Annotated in this window: 19 protein-coding genes; 13 read left to right on the top strand and 6 right to left on the bottom strand. The window is 66.1% G+C overall.

Annotated features, from left to right (window positions below):
- The first annotated feature begins 52 nt into the window (after window positions 1-52).
- Both LK459_RS16795 and LK459_RS16790 read left to right on the top strand, forming a co-directional pair.
- Window positions 53-535 carry a MarR family winged helix-turn-helix transcriptional regulator gene (locus LK459_RS16795; protein WP_227919685.1) on the top strand — a complete coding sequence of 161 codons (483 nt, stop codon included), beginning with the start codon at window positions 53-55 and terminating at the stop codon, window positions 533-535.
- 57 nt (window positions 536-592) lie between these two features.
- Window positions 593-2,437 (top strand): MFS transporter, encoded by a 1,845-nt coding sequence (locus LK459_RS16790; protein WP_227919684.1) that lies wholly within the window; start codon window positions 593-595, stop codon window positions 2,435-2,437.
- An 81-nt stretch (window positions 2,438-2,518) separates the two neighbouring features.
- On the opposite strand, the gene LK459_RS16785 is transcribed toward LK459_RS16790, so the two are convergent.
- The 5 genes from LK459_RS16785 to LK459_RS16765 all read right to left on the bottom strand — a co-directional run bounded on the left by LK459_RS16785 (window position 2,519) and on the right by LK459_RS16765 (window position 5,182).
- The gene (locus LK459_RS16785) at window positions 2,519-2,809 is read right to left on the bottom strand and encodes a hypothetical protein (protein WP_227919683.1); all 291 of its coding nucleotides are present in this window, start codon (window positions 2,807-2,809) and stop codon (window positions 2,519-2,521) included.
- 69 nt (window positions 2,810-2,878) lie between these two features.
- Complete coding sequence (locus tag LK459_RS16780; RefSeq protein WP_227919682.1) at window positions 2,879-3,787, bottom strand: LpqN/LpqT family lipoprotein; 909 nt, start codon at window positions 3,785-3,787, stop codon at window positions 2,879-2,881.
- Between the two features lie 134 nt (window positions 3,788-3,921).
- Window positions 3,922-4,161 carry a hypothetical protein gene (locus tag LK459_RS16775; RefSeq protein ID WP_227919681.1) on the bottom strand — a complete coding sequence of 80 codons (240 nt, stop codon included), beginning with the start codon at window positions 4,159-4,161 and terminating at the stop codon, window positions 3,922-3,924.
- Between the two features lie 62 nt (window positions 4,162-4,223).
- Window positions 4,224-4,586, bottom strand: a complete 363-nt coding sequence (locus LK459_RS16770; protein ID WP_227919679.1) for a hypothetical protein — start codon at window positions 4,584-4,586, stop codon at window positions 4,224-4,226.
- Between the two features lie 287 nt (window positions 4,587-4,873).
- A complete protein-coding gene (locus LK459_RS16765; protein ID WP_227919677.1) occupies window positions 4,874-5,182 on the bottom strand; it encodes a hypothetical protein in 309 nt (102 codons plus the stop codon).
- Window positions 5,183-5,364: 182 nt separating this feature from the next.
- On the opposite strand from LK459_RS16765, the gene LK459_RS16760 reads away from it, so the two are divergent.
- The 3 genes from LK459_RS16760 to LK459_RS16750 all read left to right on the top strand — a co-directional run bounded on the left by LK459_RS16760 (window position 5,365) and on the right by LK459_RS16750 (window position 7,977).
- Window positions 5,365-5,838 carry an NUDIX hydrolase gene (locus tag LK459_RS16760; RefSeq protein ID WP_227923822.1) on the top strand — a complete coding sequence of 158 codons (474 nt, stop codon included), beginning with the start codon at window positions 5,365-5,367 and terminating at the stop codon, window positions 5,836-5,838.
- A gap of 145 nt (window positions 5,839-5,983) precedes the next feature.
- A complete protein-coding gene (locus LK459_RS16755; protein WP_227919676.1) occupies window positions 5,984-7,021 on the top strand; it encodes an NADP-dependent oxidoreductase in 1,038 nt (345 codons plus the stop codon).
- 125 nt (window positions 7,022-7,146) lie between these two features.
- A complete protein-coding gene (locus LK459_RS16750; RefSeq protein WP_227919675.1) occupies window positions 7,147-7,977 on the top strand; it encodes an aldo/keto reductase in 831 nt (276 codons plus the stop codon).
- Between the two features lie 36 nt (window positions 7,978-8,013).
- Here LK459_RS16750 and LK459_RS23185 read toward each other — a convergent pair whose 3' ends face one another.
- A complete protein-coding gene (locus LK459_RS23185) occupies window positions 8,014-8,136 on the bottom strand; it encodes a hypothetical protein (RefSeq protein WP_265416846.1) in 123 nt (40 codons plus the stop codon).
- Between the two features lie 84 nt (window positions 8,137-8,220).
- On the opposite strand from LK459_RS23185, the gene LK459_RS16745 reads away from it, so the two are divergent.
- The 8 genes from LK459_RS16745 (at window position 8,221) to LK459_RS16710 (ending at window position 16,985) form a co-directional block, all read left to right on the top strand.
- The gene (locus LK459_RS16745; RefSeq protein WP_227919674.1) at window positions 8,221-9,408 is read left to right on the top strand and encodes an aminotransferase class I/II-fold pyridoxal phosphate-dependent enzyme; all 1,188 of its coding nucleotides are present in this window, start codon (window positions 8,221-8,223) and stop codon (window positions 9,406-9,408) included.
- Window positions 9,405-10,598: a serine hydrolase domain-containing protein gene (locus LK459_RS16740; RefSeq protein WP_227919673.1), complete on the top strand. Its 1,194-nt coding sequence runs from the start codon at window positions 9,405-9,407 to the stop codon at window positions 10,596-10,598. Before LK459_RS16745 ends, LK459_RS16740 begins: the two co-directional genes overlap by 4 nt.
- 409 nt (window positions 10,599-11,007) lie before the next feature.
- Window positions 11,008-11,664 (top strand): class II aldolase/adducin family protein, encoded by a 657-nt coding sequence (locus LK459_RS16735; RefSeq protein WP_227919671.1) that lies wholly within the window; start codon window positions 11,008-11,010, stop codon window positions 11,662-11,664.
- A 152-nt stretch (window positions 11,665-11,816) separates the two neighbouring features.
- Window positions 11,817-13,160, top strand: coding sequence for a flavin-containing monooxygenase (locus tag LK459_RS16730; RefSeq protein WP_227919669.1), 1,344 nt, complete (start codon window positions 11,817-11,819; stop codon window positions 13,158-13,160).
- Between the two features lie 36 nt (window positions 13,161-13,196).
- Complete coding sequence (locus LK459_RS16725) at window positions 13,197-13,649, top strand: RidA family protein (RefSeq protein WP_007239987.1); 453 nt, start codon at window positions 13,197-13,199, stop codon at window positions 13,647-13,649.
- Window positions 13,646-14,320, top strand: a complete 675-nt coding sequence (locus tag LK459_RS16720; protein WP_227919668.1) for a DUF1028 domain-containing protein — start codon at window positions 13,646-13,648, stop codon at window positions 14,318-14,320. The genes LK459_RS16725 and LK459_RS16720 overlap by 4 nt, the downstream gene beginning before the upstream one ends.
- A complete protein-coding gene (locus tag LK459_RS16715; RefSeq protein WP_227919667.1) occupies window positions 14,317-15,570 on the top strand; it encodes a M20 family metallopeptidase in 1,254 nt (417 codons plus the stop codon). The genes LK459_RS16720 and LK459_RS16715 overlap by 4 nt, the downstream gene beginning before the upstream one ends.
- Entirely contained in the window at window positions 15,567-16,985 is a 1,419-nt protein-coding gene (locus LK459_RS16710; RefSeq protein ID WP_227919665.1) for an aspartate ammonia-lyase, read from the top strand. Before LK459_RS16715 ends, LK459_RS16710 begins: the two co-directional genes overlap by 4 nt.
- Window positions 16,986-16,997 lie beyond the last annotated feature (12 nt).

Raw genomic sequence — 16,997 nt, 5'->3', positions numbered from 1 at the left:
CAGCAGTTCTCGACGTCGAGACATTCGCCCCCGGAATTCCACGAAGAAGGTGATGATCGTGCCCAACTCCGCTTCGCTCGCCGACGACACCGTCGACGCGGAAGCCGTAGACACCAGCGATGTGGCGGTGCTGCATCACCATCTGGTGCGGGTCACCCGTGCACTCCGCACCTCGGGAACAGACAACAACCTGAGCGTGGGAACCGCGTCGGCGCTCTGGACGATCAACGCCCACGGACCGCTGCGGATGTCGGCACTCGCCGAACGCGAGGCGGTCGCGCTCCCGACAGTGTCACGTCTCGTGGCCGGACTCGAGCATCTCGGGTACGTCACGAGGACACCTGACCCCGATGACCGGCGTGCGCGACTTCTGGTGGCGACGCCGGAGGGAGCCGATGTCATCACTTATGCCCGCTCCAAGAAGGCCCAGTTGCTCCGCGCAGCAATGGACCGCATGGACTCGCAGCAACAGCGGCGCGTACACGCCGCGATCGAAGATCTGGCCGATGCCCTCGCAGAAGAGATATCGACCTGACCGGATCACCCCTGCATCGCCCTCTCCCAGCACTTCCGATCTCGTAGAAGGACTTCCATGACCACTGCGGTTAACGACGCCGGGTCCGCCGACTCCGCACGGCCGACGCCCGCACCCACCCACGATCCGCACTACAAGTGGATCGCGCTGTCGAACACGACACTCGGCATGCTCATCGCCACGATCAACTCGTCGATCGTGCTCATCGCCCTGCCCGACATCTTCAAGGGCATCAACCTCAATCCCCTCCTGCCCGAGAACACCAGCTACCTGCTGTGGATGATGATGGGGTTCCTCGTCGTCACCGCCGTTCTGGTGGTGAGCTTCGGACGACTCGGTGACATGTTCGGTCGCGCCCGGATGTACAACATGGGCTTCGCCATTTTCACCGTCTCGTCGATCCTGCTGGCGATCACCTGGTTCGACGGCAGCGAAGCAGCGATCTGGCTGATCTTCTGGCGCATCATCCAAGGTGTCGGCGGCGCGTTCCTCATGGCCAACTCGTCGGCCATCCTCACCGACGCGTTCCCGCCGAATCAGCGCGGACTGGCCATGGGTATCAACGGTGTCGCCGCGATCGCAGGCTCGTTCCTCGGCCTGCTCGTCGGCGGCCTGCTCGCGCCCATCCAGTGGCACTACATCTTCCTCGTCTCGGTGCCGTTCGGGGTCGTCGGAACCATCTGGGCCTACCTGAAACTCCGTGACACCGGTGTGCGCAAGCACTCCAAGATGGACTGGTGGGGCAACATCACCTTCGCGGTGGGCCTCGTTGCAATCCTCGTCGCCATCACCTACGGCATCCAGCCGTACGGAACCTCGAACATGGGATGGACCAATCCGTGGGTGCTCGCAGGTCTCATCGGCGGTGTCATAGTCCTCGCGCTGTTCGTGCTGATCGAGACAAAGGTCGCCAGCCCGCTCTTCGAGCTCTCACTGTTCCGCAATCGCTCGTTCGCATTCGGCAACCTCGCCAACCTGATGGGCTCCATCGGCCGTGGTGGTCTGCAGTTCCTGCTCATCATCTGGTTGCAGGGCATCTGGCTGCCGCAGCACGGTTACGACTACAGCCGTACGCCGCTGTGGGCCGGCATCTACATGGTGCCGATGACGATCGGCTTCCTGCTCAGCGCCCCGATCTCCGGCGCACTGAGTGACAAGCTGGGCACCAAGTGGTTCACCACGCTCGGCATGCTCATCACCGCGGGCACCTTCGCCGCACTCATCGCGATCCCCGTCGACTTCGACTACTGGGTGTTCGCACTGATCCTGCTGATCAACGGCGTCGGCATGGGCCTGTTCGCCTCGCCGAACCGCGCAGAGGTCATGAACAGCCTGCCCATCACCTCTCGAGGGTCGGGTGCCGGCATGATGACCACGTTCCAGAACGCAGCGATGGTGTTGTCGATCGGCCTGTTCTTCTCCCTGATGATCGCCGGGCTGAGCCAGCATCTGCCGACCGCCATGTACAGCGGCCTCACTGCGAACGGTATGCCGTCGGAGGCTGCGAACGGTATCGCTCACCTGCCGACGGTCGGCATCCTGTTCGCCGCGTTCCTCGGGTACAACCCGATCAAGGAGGTCGGCGGCCAGGCGCTGCAGTCACTTCCGCAGTCCAGTGTCGATCACCTCACCGGACTCGACTTCTTCCCGCACCTGATCAGCGACCCGTTCTCCGACGGCCTGACCGCTGCGTTCACGTTCGCGTTGATCTGCTGCGTGATCGGCGCCATCGCGTCGCTGTTCACCGGTAGCAAGAAGATGAAGGTCGAGTCGGTTGACGGGGAGCCGAGCACATCGGCGACGCCCGCCGAGTCGCTCGGTGAGGAACTTGCTGCCGTCGCCGCCGACGCCAGTGAGATGCCCGGCGAGCTGGTCACCCCGGACTCGTCGCGCCGTTCCTGACGACTGATCGCTCCGACACCGCCCCGAGCCGCCGACACCGAAGGCGCTCGGGGCGGTGTGGTCCCAGTCGTGGAAGTGGCCTCAGTCGTGGAATTCGTTTTTGGGGAGCCGCTCTCGCGCGTCGGCCGACCACCGCGCGGCGCGAACCCGCAGGTCCCACCGCGCGGGCGGCACGGTGAACTCCATCCACCGGCCGTCGCCGAGCCAGAGCGACCACAGGTCCTCGTCGGGGAAGTCGCCCATCCGGACGTAGATCTGTTCACCCGCAGCCGACGCGGTCAGCCAGCCCTGGTCGCCGGGGTCGTCGACGAACTCGGCCTCGGCGGCGAGAACCGCCTCCAGGTCGACGACGCGATCGCCGCGACTCACCATTGCTCTTCCCCCTCGTTGCTCCCGCGCGTGAGTGTGCTCGACCGGCTGCCCGAGTCACCCGACCGACCGTCAGTCATCCAGCCGCACACTGCTGACCGCTGTGACCATCTCACGGCAGAATTCCCTGCCCGCGCGCAGCGGCACGAGACCCGTCGTGTGCACCAGGTATGCGACGTTTCCGCGCGCGAACACCTCATACCTCAGCGCACAGAACCTTCGCTCCCCCGTGTCCAGATAGGTCCCGGTCTGCAGCGAGGCCCCCTCTGTGCGGAAGCCGCGCGGGGTGGTGACCACGTCGTCCTCGACCCAGTCAGGTAGCGCACGCGCCTCGACGGGCGCATGGTCGAGTAGTGCGGGGAGATCTGTGTGATGGTCGACGATGAATCGGGTGAGCACGATCGCGATCGTGCCCTCACTGCCGTGTGCCGAAACGAAGAGGCGCAGGCAACCGGGTGACTGCGCGGCCTGCCAGGAGTCGTCGAGGTCGATGGTGATCTCGCCGGGCACCGACATCGGATCGGTGACGCGATGTGCCGACACCGCCATTCGAGTGAGCCTCTCGAGTATCGGGATCGTCGTTCCCGGGGCGGACACGACCGACTCGGTTGATCGTCGACGATGCGCCGCGCGCGTATCTCGGGTCCGGTGAGGGAACTCCTCGGCGAGGCGCGCTGTCCCGGCCGCAGACGGGCGGGCTCGACTGTTCATCCGGGTGAAGAACTCACCCGTACGCGTGTCGATCTCGCCCGTGCAGGCGCCGATGTCGACCGCGGCCCTGATATCGGCCGGTCCCGCGTTGCCCACCGGAGCGACCGACTCGGTCGGCTCGATCGCATCGGGGCCACTCGGATGCAACGCATCCCGGTTCGGGGCGGCCGGGCTCTGGGCATCCGGGCTCTGGGCATCCGGGTTCTGGGCATCCGTGCCGGTCTGCACGAGAAGCCGGGTCACCGGTACGGCATCGCTGTCAACGGACACCGGACAATGGTACGCACGTCACAATCCCGGTGACCATCTCACGCACTGGTTGCCCACCACGCGCCGCCGTCGAATTCGATGATCTGAATCAGTCTGTCTCACTGGCGAATTCACGGGTGAGCGCTTGAGTGAAATCAGAAACCCGTGGAGCCTCGGTCCGACTTCGAGGACCGTGACGACCGGAAGAGCGTGTAACCGCCGTAGATCGCGAGAACGACAAGTCCGATCCAGAAGAGTCCCTTGAGGATCGGACCGAGAAGTGCGAGCGCGATCAGCGCTATGACAACGATGCCGAGGACCTTCCAGAAGCCCATTCCCGAGCCGTTGCCGTTGTTGTTCGATGATGTGCCGGTGCTGTCGTATGAAGTGGTCATGACTCCACCTTGCGCGTGTGCGGTACGGAAAGCACCCGTTCGGCGGGCAGTTGGGGGAAAGATCAGGGGCATCCCCGAGCCGGCTGCGGCGCGGTGTAGCTCCATCCCATCGAGTCGGGAGAGGGCCAGGCGCATCGATCCCGGAACCAGCCGATGCACACATCTGCGATGAGCTCGGCGGAATCACTGGTGAGGTAGCCGTGAGTGCAGTCGTCGAAACTGTCGTCGAGGTGCCATCGGTGTCGGGCCGACCGAGGCACCGAGTAGCCGGCCAACCGGGGGCGCCCCATCAGCCCTGTCGAGAGTCGCACCAGGTAAACGTTGCCCTGCAGGACATGTATCTGCGCACATTCCACGTCGGCGTCGGCATCGGCGGCGGCGTCGTGTCCAGCGGGTCCGAGGTCGAGCACGGCCGCTGATGGCATCACCCGTAGCTCGGTGACCAACCACTCTCTGGCGGCTGCCCAAGCGGACTCGGCGGATGGGCAATGGGACACATCGTGTGGGGTGGGATCGTTCATGCGGCCAGGCCTCGTCTCGGCGATCGGATGCGCTGTGCGCCGTTCATCCGCGACACACGGCGCCGCGCGCATGTTCAGTGGCTCAATGCGGCGCACATGACAGTGAAGCACCGCCCACCGACAGATTCGCCGCACACGGGCGTTGACCCCGCACCGTGTCGCACGCGTCCGTCGTCGACGAGCGGAGGGGCCTACGTCGGCGGTGTGTCGTCGCGCCCCAGGGCGGCATCGCTCTGCGCGTCCGAATAGCCGGGTTTGACCATCCAATTGGCCGGTAACCCGTCTGCGCGCTTCTGCGCCTCGTACTCCTCTGCGATGTTCTCGTCGTTGACGGTGACCAGCGGCTGTCCGCCGAATTCGCGATACAGCGCGAAGGCGACGAGTACGAGACCGAGCGCTGCACACACCCATGTGCTACCGGGAACACTCGACCAGCCGCGATCGATGACGTCGACGATCGCCCACACGATCCCGATCAGTCCGATCGCGACCAACGCCACGAAAACACCTCTACCACGCATCGCCTACCACCTTTCGCCTGCGCATCCGGCCCGTGACCGATCCTGCCATGCGCTCGGCGCAGGAGATCACGGTCAGACTCGGCCGACGTTGCGACGCGCCCGTCGTCGGCGCGGACACGTCGACGTGCTCGGAGTGTCACCACCACGGCAAGATGGTCGCCATGCCCATCCCCGAATTCATCACAGACCTGCGTTCCCACGTAGGGCACGCGCCGCTGTGGCTCTCCGGTGTGAGTGGCGTGGTCCGTGACGATCACGGACGCATCCTGCTCACCCATCGCGCCGACACCGCGGAATGGGCGGTCGTCTCGGGCGTGCTCGAGCCCGGCGAGGAGCCTGCGCGTGCCATCGTTCGCGAGATCGCCGAGGAGACCGCCGTCGACGCCGAGGTGGTACGGCTGACCAGCGTCGACGTCACTCCGATGGTCACCTACCCCAACGGTGATCAGACTCGCTACCTCGACGTGTGCTTCCTGGTCCGCCACGTCGCCGGAACACCACGCGCGGCCGACGACGAGAACACCGAGGTCGCGTGGTTCGCGCCCGATGACCTACCCGCGAACCTCGCCGAGACGTCGAGGCTCCGCATCGAGAAAGCCGTGAGTGACACCGCGGAGGCATGGTTTCGACGCTGAGCGGAGCCGGGTGATGAGTGTCGTGTCACTCACGCCGCGAGTGGCGGGCTCGAGGTCTGCCTGTTCGTCGGAGTTAGCGCGATCGACACCGGACGGTGACCTTCGGATCGGAATAGCACCGCAGCGACTGCGCCTTGAACCAGATATGGCCGATGCAACGAACACAGACTCCTCGAACACTGGCTCAGCGAAGACACCGACCAACGAGAACACCCTCGACATCGAGTCGGCTGCCGTCACCGCGCGGCAAGCCGTGGCAACCGCATACGGTGATCCCACCTCCGTGGTGGAGATCGTGAAGGCCGAACTTCCCCTCCCCGACACCGGCCAGGCGGTCATCGACGTGACCGCGATCGGGGTCAACCCGATCGATGCGAAGACCGTCTCCGGAGCCATGGGCAGCGACACATCGAAGCTGCCCCTGCCCATCGGACATGAACTCGCGGGTGTCGTCCGTGCGGTCGGCAGTTCGACCGGCGACACCCCGCCGACCACCTTCACTCCCGGCGACGAGGTCATCGTCTATCCGGCACCCGGCGCGTTCGCCGATCACGTCGTCGTCGATCTCACCTCCGTCCATTCCCGACCCGCAGGGCTCGACGCCGAGCACGGCGCAGGACTTCTCCTCGTGGGAGTGACGGCAGCCGACGTGGTGGCCACCGCCGCGATCACGCCGGACGAGACCGTCCTGATCCATGGGGGCGCGGGTGCCGTCGGGTCGATCGCGGTCCAGCTCGCACTCAGAATCGGCGCGACCGTGGTCGCCACCGCCTCACCTGCCAACCACGAGTACCTGCGTGAACTCGGCGCCACCCCGGTGGCGTACGGCGACGGCCTGCTCGACCGGGTCCGTGCCGCGGCGCCCGACGGTGTCACCGCGGCGATCGACACCGTGGGCACGGACGAGGCGATCGACGTGTCGCTCGAACTCGTCGCCGATCGCGCGCGCATCGTGAGCATCGCAGCGTTCGGACGTGGCGAGGACGGCATCGTCCTGGTCAACGGCAGCACTCCCCAGAGCAAGGAGAACCGGGCGGCCGCCGTCGACGGACTGATCGCCGACGCCGCCTCGGGAGCTCTGGTCACCGACATCGCGGCGACCTATCCCCTGGATCGAGCGGGACAAGCACTCAAGGATCTCCTGACCTCGCATCCCCGCGGCAAGTTCGTACTGTTGCCCTGAACCGGCACCCATGGGAGTAGCCGCGCTGGTTGTTCCTGCTGAGCCACACCCCGATCCCGCTCGCGGATGCAGACCGCGCGTCCTGACGGCCCCGGGATCGATCCCAACGAAGTGAAAGGTGTTTCATGACAGTGCCACTCATCACCCTCAACAACGGGGTCCAGATTCCCCAGCTCGGATTCGGCGTGTTCCAGATCGAGCCGGAGAAGACCGTCGACGCCGTGCGCACTGCGCTCGACGTCGGCTACCGCCACATCGACACCGCCGAGATGTACGGAAACGAGAAGCAGGTCGGCGAGGGCGTGAACGGATCGGACGTCCCACGCGATCAGGTGTTCATCACCAGCAAACTGAACAACAACCACCACGACTACGACGATGCGATCAAGGCGACAGATCAGACGTTGGCCGATCTGGGCGTCGACGCCGTCGATCTGTTCCTGATCCACTGGCCGCTGCCAGAGGTCGGCGATTTCGTCGACACATGGAAGGCCATGGAGAAGATCTACGCCGACGGCAAGGCGCGCGCGATCGGCGTATCCAATTTCCAGAAGCACCACCTCGAGCGACTCTTCGCCGAGACGGAGATCGTGCCCGCGGTCAACCAGATCGAGGTTCATCCGTACCTGACGCAGGACGAACTGCGCGCGTTCAACGCCGATCACGGCATCGCGACCGAAGCGTGGTCGCCGATTGCACAGGGCGACGTCCTCGACGACCCGGTGTTGAAGAAGATCGCCGAGGAGAAGGGCAAGTCGACCGCCCAGGTGACACTACGTTGGCACATCCAGCGTGGCGACATCATCTTCCCCAAGTCGGTCACCCGGTCGCGCGTCGAGGAGAACTTCGACATCTTCGACTTCGAGCTGACCGGCGACGACATGGCCGCCATCGACGGCCTCAACAAGAACAAGCGACGCGGACCCGATCCGGACACGTTCAACTACGTGCCCTGAACCGCTACGCGTTCACCAATCTCGCTCCCGCTCACCTCATCCGGTGAGCGGGAGCGCCTTGTGCGGTAGGTCGACCGCCGATCGCGCCGCGTGGACGTTGTCGCGGAACTCGCGGCTGCAACCTCCGTTGATCGGCCCGCGCGTGGGCTCAGTAGGCATCCGAGCAGAGGTCAAACGCCCGCCGATCAAGTATCAAACGCCCCGGCGATCGGGTCCTCGAACGTCGGCGCGCAGAATGACCTCATGAAGATCTCGCACCGCGCGCAGCAGGTCGCTCCGTTCTACGCGATGGAGTTCGCGAGCAGGGCCGTCGCCGTCGAGTCGCGGGGACGGCGCGTGATCCGACTCAATATCGGCGAACCCGACTTCGGTGCACCACCCGCGTTTCTCGCCGCGGCACGGGAGGTTACCGACGGTCGACCGCTGACCTACACGGGCGCGCTCGGCCTGCCGGAGTTGCGTGAGTCCATCGCCGATTTCTATCGTCACCACTTTCGCGCTGACGGAGTCACCGCGGCGAACGTCGCGGTGACCTCCGGAGCGTCCGCAGCACTGCTCCTCGCATGCGCGGCCCTGATCGACGAGGGCGACGACGTACTGATCGGCGATCCGTCGTACCCCTGCAATCGACAGTTCGCCCAGGCATTCGGCGCGCGCGTGCAACTGGTGCCCACCGGGGTTCCCGAACGATTCCAACTCACGGCTGACGCAGTCGACGCCGCGTGGAGCGATGACACCCGCGGCGTCATCGTGGCGTCGCCATCGAATCCGACCGGCACATCGCTGCGTCACGACGAGCTCACCGATCTGTGCCACCGTGTCTCCGCGCGCGGCGGATGGAGCATCGTCGACGAGATCTATCTGGGGTTGTCGGATCCCGGCGCCGACGGCCGCCCGCCGCGCAGCGTCCTCGCCGATCAGTCACTGTCGTCGGACGTCCTTGTGGTCAACAGCTTTTCGAAGTACTTCGGCATGACCGGTTGGCGACTGGGCTGGTGCATTCTGCCAGCGGACGTCGTCGACGCCGTCGAACGTCTCGCGCAGAACTTCTACGTGTGCCCGCCCACCCCTGCGCAGTTCGCCGCGCTGAGTTGCTTCACCCCCGAATCGCTTGCGGTGTGCGAGGACCGGCGGCGCCAGTTCGTTCAGCGGCGCCAACTCGTCCTCGACGCGCTCACCCCGACGGCGCTGAAGATACCGGTGGCCCCCGACGGCGCGTTCTACGTCTACATCGACGTTTCCGAGACGGGACTCGACTCGTGGGAGTTCTGCGAGCGCGCACTCACAGAAGCACATGTAGCCCTCACTCCCGGAAAGGATTTCGGCATCGCGACAGCTGACCGTTATGTGCGGCTCTCCTATGCCGCATCAACCGCCGACCTCACCGAAGGCCTGGACAGGATCGCACACTTCGTCGAAGGACTCGCATGAGCATCAGTACGGCCACGATCACCGCGACCGTCGACGACCACCTCGACCACCTCGATCTCGGACCGTCCGGACTCCCGGGGGTCATCGCCGGGGTCACCACCACCGCCGAAACCCAATGCGTCGCAGCCCGTGGCGAGAAGTCGACGGGCACCGGTGAACCGATTGCGACCGACGCGATCTGCTCGATGTATTCGGTGACGAAGTCGCTGACCGCGACCGTCGCCGTCCAGCTCGTCGACGACGGCCTGCTCGACCTCGATGCCCCGGCCGCCGAGTACGAACCACGACTGCGCGACGTCGCGGTGCTCGCCGGCTTCGACGGCGCGGGCGCACCGATCCTACGGGCTCCGCGGACTGCGATCACGACCCGGCAATTACTCACCCACACTTCAGGTTTCGGCTACACCTTCTTCGATGAGGACACATCGCGCGCAGCGAAGGCACTGTCGGTCCCCGACGTCGCCACCGGGAGCATCGAATCGCTGCGTACACCGTTGGTGTTCGACCCCGGCAGCGCGTGGCTCTACGGCATCGGTCTCGACTGGGTCGGCCTGGTGATCGAGGCCATCACGGGCACACGTCTGGGCACGGTGATGGGCGAACGCCTCCTCACCCCACTCGGTATGCGCGACACCACGTTCGCGCGTGACGAGGCGAAACTCGAGCGCGCGGCGACGATCCACGCGCGAATGCCCGACGGTTCGCTCAAGCCCCTTCGTCGGCCGACCGCGCCCGATACCCCGGCCGTCGACCTCGGCGGACAGGGGTTGTACTCCACCGTCGGCGATCTTCTGACGTTCCTGCGCATGTGGCTCGCCGGTGGCCGCTCCGACGACGGCGAGCAGATCCTGCACCCCGACACCGTGCGCTCCGCAACCCGCAACCAACTACGTTCCGGTGCCGTCACCGCGCTGCCCGGCGTCGACCCACGCCGAACCCACAGCATGGAGTTCTTCCCCGGCATCGCCAAGGGTTGGTCGCTGGTCGGGATGACCAACGAGCAGGACGCGCCGACCGGGCGATCCGCGGGCAGCTTCGGCTGGGCCGGGCTCGCCAACATCTACTTCTGGGCGGATCGTCGGGCGGGAATCGCGGGCGTGTGGGCCGCGCAGTTGTTTCCGTTCGGGGATCCGGCTGCGTTGTCGGCGTATCTGCAGTTCGAGAAGGCGGTGTACGACTCGTTGCGCTGAGTACGACTCGTTGCGCTTAACCCACAGCGGCCGCCGACGTGCCGTGGCCGCACGGCTCATCCGACCGATCTCACCCATCGCACACGCTCCGACGGCACCATCTCGAGCACCGTGGTGTCGAATCCGCGACCGGCGGAAACGGTATTCGGGCACCCCACCCGAGTCACGACTACAGCTCACATCCTCCGTCTACCAGCCCGCGAGTCCGTCGGTGGTGGTCAACGCCTGATACACATCCTGTGTAGTGGCGCCCTCGATGCCGACTCTGTGCAGGATGTCGCTTATCGGGCACTCCCTGTCTCGTGTGAAGGTGTCGTGATGTCGTTCGGAAGGCGTCGTGAAGGATCGAGACCTGAGAGCGAGGTCGTCTCACTGCGCCGAAGCGGGTGCACGGGCTACGGTCGAAGACGTGGACATCGTCGATCAGCGGGTACCCCTGTGCGTCGCCGCGCATCACCTGGCGGCGGCAGGCAAGTCGCTGAGCACTGGCGGAAACCTGTCGGTGCGCGTGGGCGATCACGTTCTGGTCACCCCGTCCGGTGCCCGACTCGACTCCGTACAGCCCGGTCAGTTGGTCGTCGTCGACATGGACGGCACTGTCGTCGTGGAGACCCGCTACCGCCCGACCGCCGAGCTGCAGTTCCACCTCGACCTCTACCGGTCGACGTCGGCGTCGGCGATCGCTCACGCACACCCGCTCGCGTCGGTAGCGGTGTCGGCGATCACCGAGGTCCTCCCGCCCATCCACTACGACGCCGCGATGGTCGGCGGCTCGGTCAGGGTCGCACCCTATGCGGTGTTCGGCAGTCCAGAATTGAGCAAGTACGTCGTCGACGCGCTGTTCGAACGCACCGCCGCACTCATGCGAAACCACGGCTCGGTCGCCATCGGCGGCAACATCGAGACCGCATGCGAGCACCTCGGCGTCGTCGAATGGCTCAGCGAGGTCTACCTCAAGGCCGTCAGCGCCGGCGCGCCCGCTGTCCTCGGCGACGAGCACCTCACCGAGGTCGTCGCCACCGCCGCGCGCAGGGCCTACCGCCCCTACCCCGGCCACGATCGCTGACCCTGCGAGCTTCGGCGACACCCGTTCGATCTCGAGCCGACACGCTACATCGGTTCAATAGATGTAGTACCTCTGTTATGCCCGCTGTACAGATGCAGTCGACGCGGCGATCATTGACTGGACGGCAGACGAACCGAACAGCGGAGGTAGAGATGGTCGGCAATACCACGACGACACAGGTCGAGGTTCTCATCGTGGGTGCGGGCCAGGCAGGCATCGCGATGAGCGAGCACCTCAGCGCTCAGGGCATCGGTCATCTCGTGGTCGAACGCGACCGCGTCGCGGAGCGCTGGCGCACCTGGCGTTGGGACTCACTCGTGGCTAACGGCCCGGCGTGGCACGACCGGTTCCCCGGAATGCAGTTCGCGGTCGATCCCGACGCCTTCGCGACGAAGGACCAGGTCGCCGACTACCTGAACGCCTATGCGCAGCAGATCGGTGCACCCATCCGGACCGGTGTGGAAGTAACGTCGGTTCGCAAGAAGCAGGGCGACAACGGTTTTCACGTCGAGACGTCCGACGGACCGATCGAGGCGGGGTTCGTGGTGGCAGCCACCGGCGCATTCCAGACACCTGTCATCCCCGACGTCGTGCCGCGCGAGGCGCCCCTGCATCAGATCCACTCGAGCGACTACCACAATCCCGAAGAACTGCCTGACGGCGGCGTCCTCGTGATCGGCGCCGGATCGTCCGGCATACAGATCGCAGCCGAACTCCGCGCCTCCGGTCGCCCGACCCATCTCGCCGTCGGCCCGCACGATCGACCTCCGCGCAGCTATCGTGGTCGCGACTTCTGTTGGTGGCTGGGTGTTCTCGGAAAATGGGACGCTGCCGCACCGCCCGTCGGGGCAGAGCACGTGACCATCGCCGTCAGCGGTGCAGGCGGCGGGCACACCGTCGACTTCCGTGACCTCGCGGCGAGCGGCATCACCCTGCTCGGCCGCGCAGAACACTTCGACGGCACGACGATGACCTTCGCACCGGACCTGCGCACGAACATCGAGAACGGCGATGCAAGCTACCTTGCGATGCTGCGCGAAGCCGACGACTACATCGCCCGCAACGGACTCGACCTGCCCGCCGAACCGCAAGCGCATCACCTCGGGCCACTCCCCGACTGTGTCACGGACCCGATCTCCCATCTCGACCTCGCCGCGGCCGGGATCACGACCATCGTGTGGGCCACCGGGTTCGCCTACGACTACAGCTGGCTCCGCGTCGACGCATTCGACGACCGGGGCAGGCCGATCCACCAGCGCGGCGTCTCCCCCGAATCCGGCGTGTACTTCCTCGGGTTGCCGTGGTTGTCGCGGCGTGGATCGAGCTTCATCTGGGGCGTGTGGCACGACGCCAAGTACCTGGCCGACCAGATCGCCATCCAGCGCGGCTATCTGACCTACCGCCCGCATCGTCACCAGGAGAGCATCCCGGTACCGACACAGACATCGGCACAGCCGGACGACTCCGATGCTCTTGCCACACAAGCAATGTCCTGACCCGGCCCACCCATCTCAGCAGGAGGAGCATCCCGTATGAGCGCAGCAGTCAGCCCTGACGTCACGCACACCCGCATCCGACCCTTCAACACCCGCGACACCTACCCGGAGCAGAATCTCGACAACGACCTGTGCCAGGCCGTCGTCGCGGGCGGCGTGGTCTATCTGCGCGGTCAGATCGGGCAGGACCTCGACACCCGCGAGTCGGTCGGCATCGGCGACGTCGAGGCGCAAGCAGAGAAGGCGATGAGCAACATCGCCATGCTCCTCGACGAGGCGGGCAGTTCTCTGCGCGACATCGTCAAGGTCACCGTCTACCTCACCGACATCCGCTACCGCGAGACGGTCTATCGCGTGATGGGCCGGTGGCTCAAGGGCGTGTACCCGGTCTCGACCGGTCTCGTCGTCGACGCGCTTGCACGGCCGGAATGGCTCGTCGAGATCGACGCAACCGCCGTACTCAGCGAACAGGCGGGCGCAGAGCGATGACGATGTCCCTCGTCGCCCGCGACGCGGAGAGCGGCGCGTTCGGCATCGTCGTGTGTTCGTCGAGCCCCGCGGTTGCCGCTCGCTGCGCCCACGTACGCCCGGGTGTGGGTGTCGTCGCCTCACAGAATGTCACCAACCCGGCACTCGGCCCCGCGGTCCTCGACGGTCTGGCCGACGGACTCGGCGCCGAGAAGGCACTCGCCACAGCACTGTCGGAGGAGTCGCACGCCGAGTACCGCCAGGTCACCGTGGTGGACCCCAACGGGGCGACAGCGCTGCATTCGGGACCTCGTAGTCTCGGCATTTACGGCGGCCTCGAGGGCGATCAGGCCGTTGCAGCGGGAAACATGCTCGCCGACGTCGCGGTGCTCGACGCTCTGATGTCCGGTTATGCACAGAGCACGGCGGATGCTCTCGAGCGGCGATTGCTCGACGGGCTCCGCACCGCGCTGGAGGCGGGAGGCGAGGAGGGGCCGGTACATTCGGCGGGCCTCGTCGTCGTAGAGGACGTTGCGTGGCCGGTGACGGATCTGCGTGTCGACTTCGCCGACGACCCGCTCGCCGATCTCAGCGCGCTGTGGGATATCTGGCGTCCGCAGAAGAACGATTATCGCGTGCGCGGTGTCGACCCGACCCGCGCACCCTCCTACGGGGTTCCGGGGGACCTGTGAGCACCGTCGACGACGCACTGCGTACCAGGACAGACAGATCGCACGCCTACCTGATCGCGCTCTCCCACGATCTGCACGCGCACCCCGAAACCGCCTGGGAGGAAACCTATTCGGCCGCGCGGGTCGCCGGCGCGCTCGCCGACTCCGGTTTCACTGTCGCAGAAAGCTGGTGTGGACTCGACACCGCGTTCACCGCGAGCATCGGCAACGGCGACCTGCACATCGCCCTCTGCGCCGAATACGACGCCCTGCCGGGCCTCGGCCACGCGTGCGGGCACAACCTGATCTCCGCGATCACGGTCGGCGCAGCACATGCAGTGGCTCCACTGGTCGACGATCTCGGAGTCACGTTGACCGTCATCGGCACCCCTGCCGAAGAAGGCGGCGGCGGCAAGATCGAACTGCTGGAGCGGGGCGGGTTCGACGGTCAGCACGCCGCCGCGATGGTCCATCCCGGCCCGGCCGACGTTGCCCGTGCGCGACCCTTCGCTGTGTCGCACAGCCACATCGACTACCGCGGAAAGTCGGCGCACGCCGCGGCATATCCCGAGCGCGGCGTGAACGCCGCGGACGCCTTCACCATCGCACAGGTGGCCATCGGGCTGCTGCGGCAACAACTCCCGTCCTCCGTTCGCGTGCACGGCATGATGACGCGCGGTGGCGAGGCCCCCAATTCCATCGCCGAACACACCGAGGGACGCTGGTACGTACGCGCCGAGACGCTGGCCGAACTCGCCGAGGTCGAACCCCGCGTCATGCGGTGCTTCGAGGCAGGAGCACTCGCCAGCGGAGCGTCGCTGACGGTGACCCCCGAATCCAAGCCGTACGCCGAGTTCCGCACCGACGAGGAGCTTCTCGGCTGCTACGAACGGCGCGCTCTCGCCGCTGGACGTCGATTCGGCTCCGGCCCCGACGCCACCATGGCGCGCGCGTCGACCGATATGGGCAACGTCTCGCAGGTTCTTCCCTCGATACACCCCTACATCGGGATCGATTCGCTTCCCGCAGTCAATCATCAGCCCGAATTCGCGGCCGCGACGCTCACCGCCGCGGCCGAGGCCGCCATCGCTCAGGGCGCTCTGGCGCTCGCGGGCACAGTGGTCGATGCCGCACAGGTCGACTCGATCCGCACGCGGCTGATGATGCAAGGGACATTGAGCACGCAGGATGCAGAGCTCTCAGACGGCACGGAGTATCCGGGGATCGCCGTGCGCGCGGGCCGCACAGCACGATTCGGGTCCGACACATGATCGCTGACGGCCGCGATGCTGTGCGCATCGAACACGACCTGCTCGGCGACCGCGAGGTACCCGCCGATGCGTACTACGGCGTGCACACCGTCCGGGCGATCGAGAATTTCCCCATCAGCTCCGTACCGATATCGACCCACGCCGACCTCGTAGTCGCGCTCGCGGCGGTGAAACAGGCTGCCGCAGAGACGAACCGGGCGCTCGGAATTCTCGATCCGACGATTGCCGACGCCATCGTCGCGGCATGTGCCGAGATCCGTTGCGGAGCACTGCACGAGCAGTTCGTCGTCGACCAGATCCAGGGTGGGGCCGGGACATCGACGAACATGAACGCCAACGAGGTGATCGCGAACAGGGCGCTCGAACTGCTCGGCCACTCCCGCGGCGAGTACCAGGTGGTACATCCGCTCGAGCATGTGAACCTCGGTCAGAGCACCAATGACGTCTATCCGACAGCGGTGAAGGTCGCGCTCGGCGCCGCTGCACGCGACCTGTCGGCTGCGCTGCGCGCGCTCGCCACCGAGTGCTCGGAGAAATCCCTCGAGTTCGGCGGAATACTCAAACTCGGTCGCACGCAACTCCAGGACGCGGTGCCGATGACGCTCGGTCAGGAGTTCGGTGCGTTCGCGGTCACGATCGGCGAGGACGCCGACCGGATCGACGAGGCCATCAGCCTCATCGCCGAGATCAACCTGGGCGGTACCGCGATCGGCACCGGACTCAACACCCATCCGGCATACGCTGCGGGTGCGTGCGAACGTCTGCGACGCATCACCGGTCTGCCGTTGACCACCGCGGGCGACCTCGTCGAAGCGACGTCCGACGTGGGATCCTTCGTGCAACTGTCGGGCGTCACCAAACGCGCCGCCGTCAAGCTGTCGAAGATCTGCAATGACCTGCGTCTGCTGTCGTCTGGTCCACGAGCGGGTTTCGGCGAGATCGTGCTACCGCCGGTGCAGGCCGGATCGAGCATCATGCCGGGCAAGGTCAATCCGGTCATCCCCGAGGTTGTCAACCAAGTCGCTTTCGAGGTGATCGGCAACGACCTCACCGTCACACTCGCCGCCGAGGCAGGACAGTTGCAGCTCAACGCATTCGAGCCCGTCATCGCCCGCGCGCTGCTGTCGTCTCTGACGCACCTGAGCGCCGCGGTGCGCGTCCTCGGTGAGCGGTGTATCCGCGGGATATCGGCTCGCGAGGAACGCATGCGTGAGGCGGTCTTCACCTCCGCGAGTATCGCGACAGCCCTGAACCCGATCCTCGGCTACGAGGCCACCACAGCACTTGTCGCCGAGGCGATCGCCACAGGCTCGTCGATCCCCGACCTCGTCCGACGTTCGGCTCTCCTCGACGACGACGCACTCGAGCGGGCGTTACACCCCGACAACCTGTGTCGACCGCGCACGGTCGAGTAGCCGACGTCGCAG

The sequence above is a fragment of the Gordonia otitidis genome (assembly GCF_020735545.1).
In the GTDB taxonomy this organism is placed as follows: domain Bacteria; phylum Actinomycetota; class Actinomycetes; order Mycobacteriales; family Mycobacteriaceae; genus Gordonia; species Gordonia otitidis.
This window is presented reverse-complemented; position numbering and strand designations above follow the sequence as displayed.

Bases quoted from the DNA above. Each gene is read 5' to 3' on its own strand.
- LK459_RS16710 (WP_227919665.1), top strand. From the start codon at position 15,567: ATGATCGCTGACGGCCGCGATGCTGTGCGCATCGAACACGACCTGCTC.
- LK459_RS16730 (WP_227919669.1), top strand. From the start codon at position 11,817: ATGGTCGGCAATACCACGACGACACAGGTCGAGGTTCTCATCGTGGGT.
- LK459_RS16745 (WP_227919674.1), top strand. From the start codon at position 8,221: ATGAAGATCTCGCACCGCGCGCAGCAGGTCGCTCCGTTCTACGCGATG.
- LK459_RS16775 (WP_227919681.1), bottom strand. From the start codon at position 4,161: ATGACCACTTCATACGACAGCACCGGCACATCATCGAACAACAACGGC.
- LK459_RS23185 (WP_265416846.1), bottom strand. From the start codon at position 8,136: ATGCCTACTGAGCCCACGCGCGGGCCGATCAACGGAGGTTGCAGCCGC.
- LK459_RS16720 (WP_227919668.1), top strand. From the start codon at position 13,646: ATGACGATGTCCCTCGTCGCCCGCGACGCGGAGAGCGGCGCGTTCGGC.
- LK459_RS16785 (WP_227919683.1), bottom strand. From the start codon at position 2,809: ATGGTGAGTCGCGGCGATCGCGTCGTCGACCTGGAGGCGGTTCTCGCC.
- LK459_RS16755 (WP_227919676.1), top strand. From the start codon at position 5,984: ATGGCCGATGCAACGAACACAGACTCCTCGAACACTGGCTCAGCGAAG.
- LK459_RS16770 (WP_227919679.1), bottom strand. From the start codon at position 4,586: ATGCCATCAGCGGCCGTGCTCGACCTCGGACCCGCTGGACACGACGCC.
- LK459_RS16790 (WP_227919684.1), top strand. From the start codon at position 593: ATGACCACTGCGGTTAACGACGCCGGGTCCGCCGACTCCGCACGGCCG.
- LK459_RS16795 (WP_227919685.1), top strand. From the start codon at position 53: ATGATCGTGCCCAACTCCGCTTCGCTCGCCGACGACACCGTCGACGCG.
- LK459_RS16740 (WP_227919673.1), top strand. From the start codon at position 9,405: ATGAGCATCAGTACGGCCACGATCACCGCGACCGTCGACGACCACCTC.
- LK459_RS16750 (WP_227919675.1), top strand. From the start codon at position 7,147: ATGACAGTGCCACTCATCACCCTCAACAACGGGGTCCAGATTCCCCAG.
- LK459_RS16725 (WP_007239987.1), top strand. From the start codon at position 13,197: ATGAGCGCAGCAGTCAGCCCTGACGTCACGCACACCCGCATCCGACCC.
- LK459_RS16760 (WP_227923822.1), top strand. From the start codon at position 5,365: ATGCCCATCCCCGAATTCATCACAGACCTGCGTTCCCACGTAGGGCAC.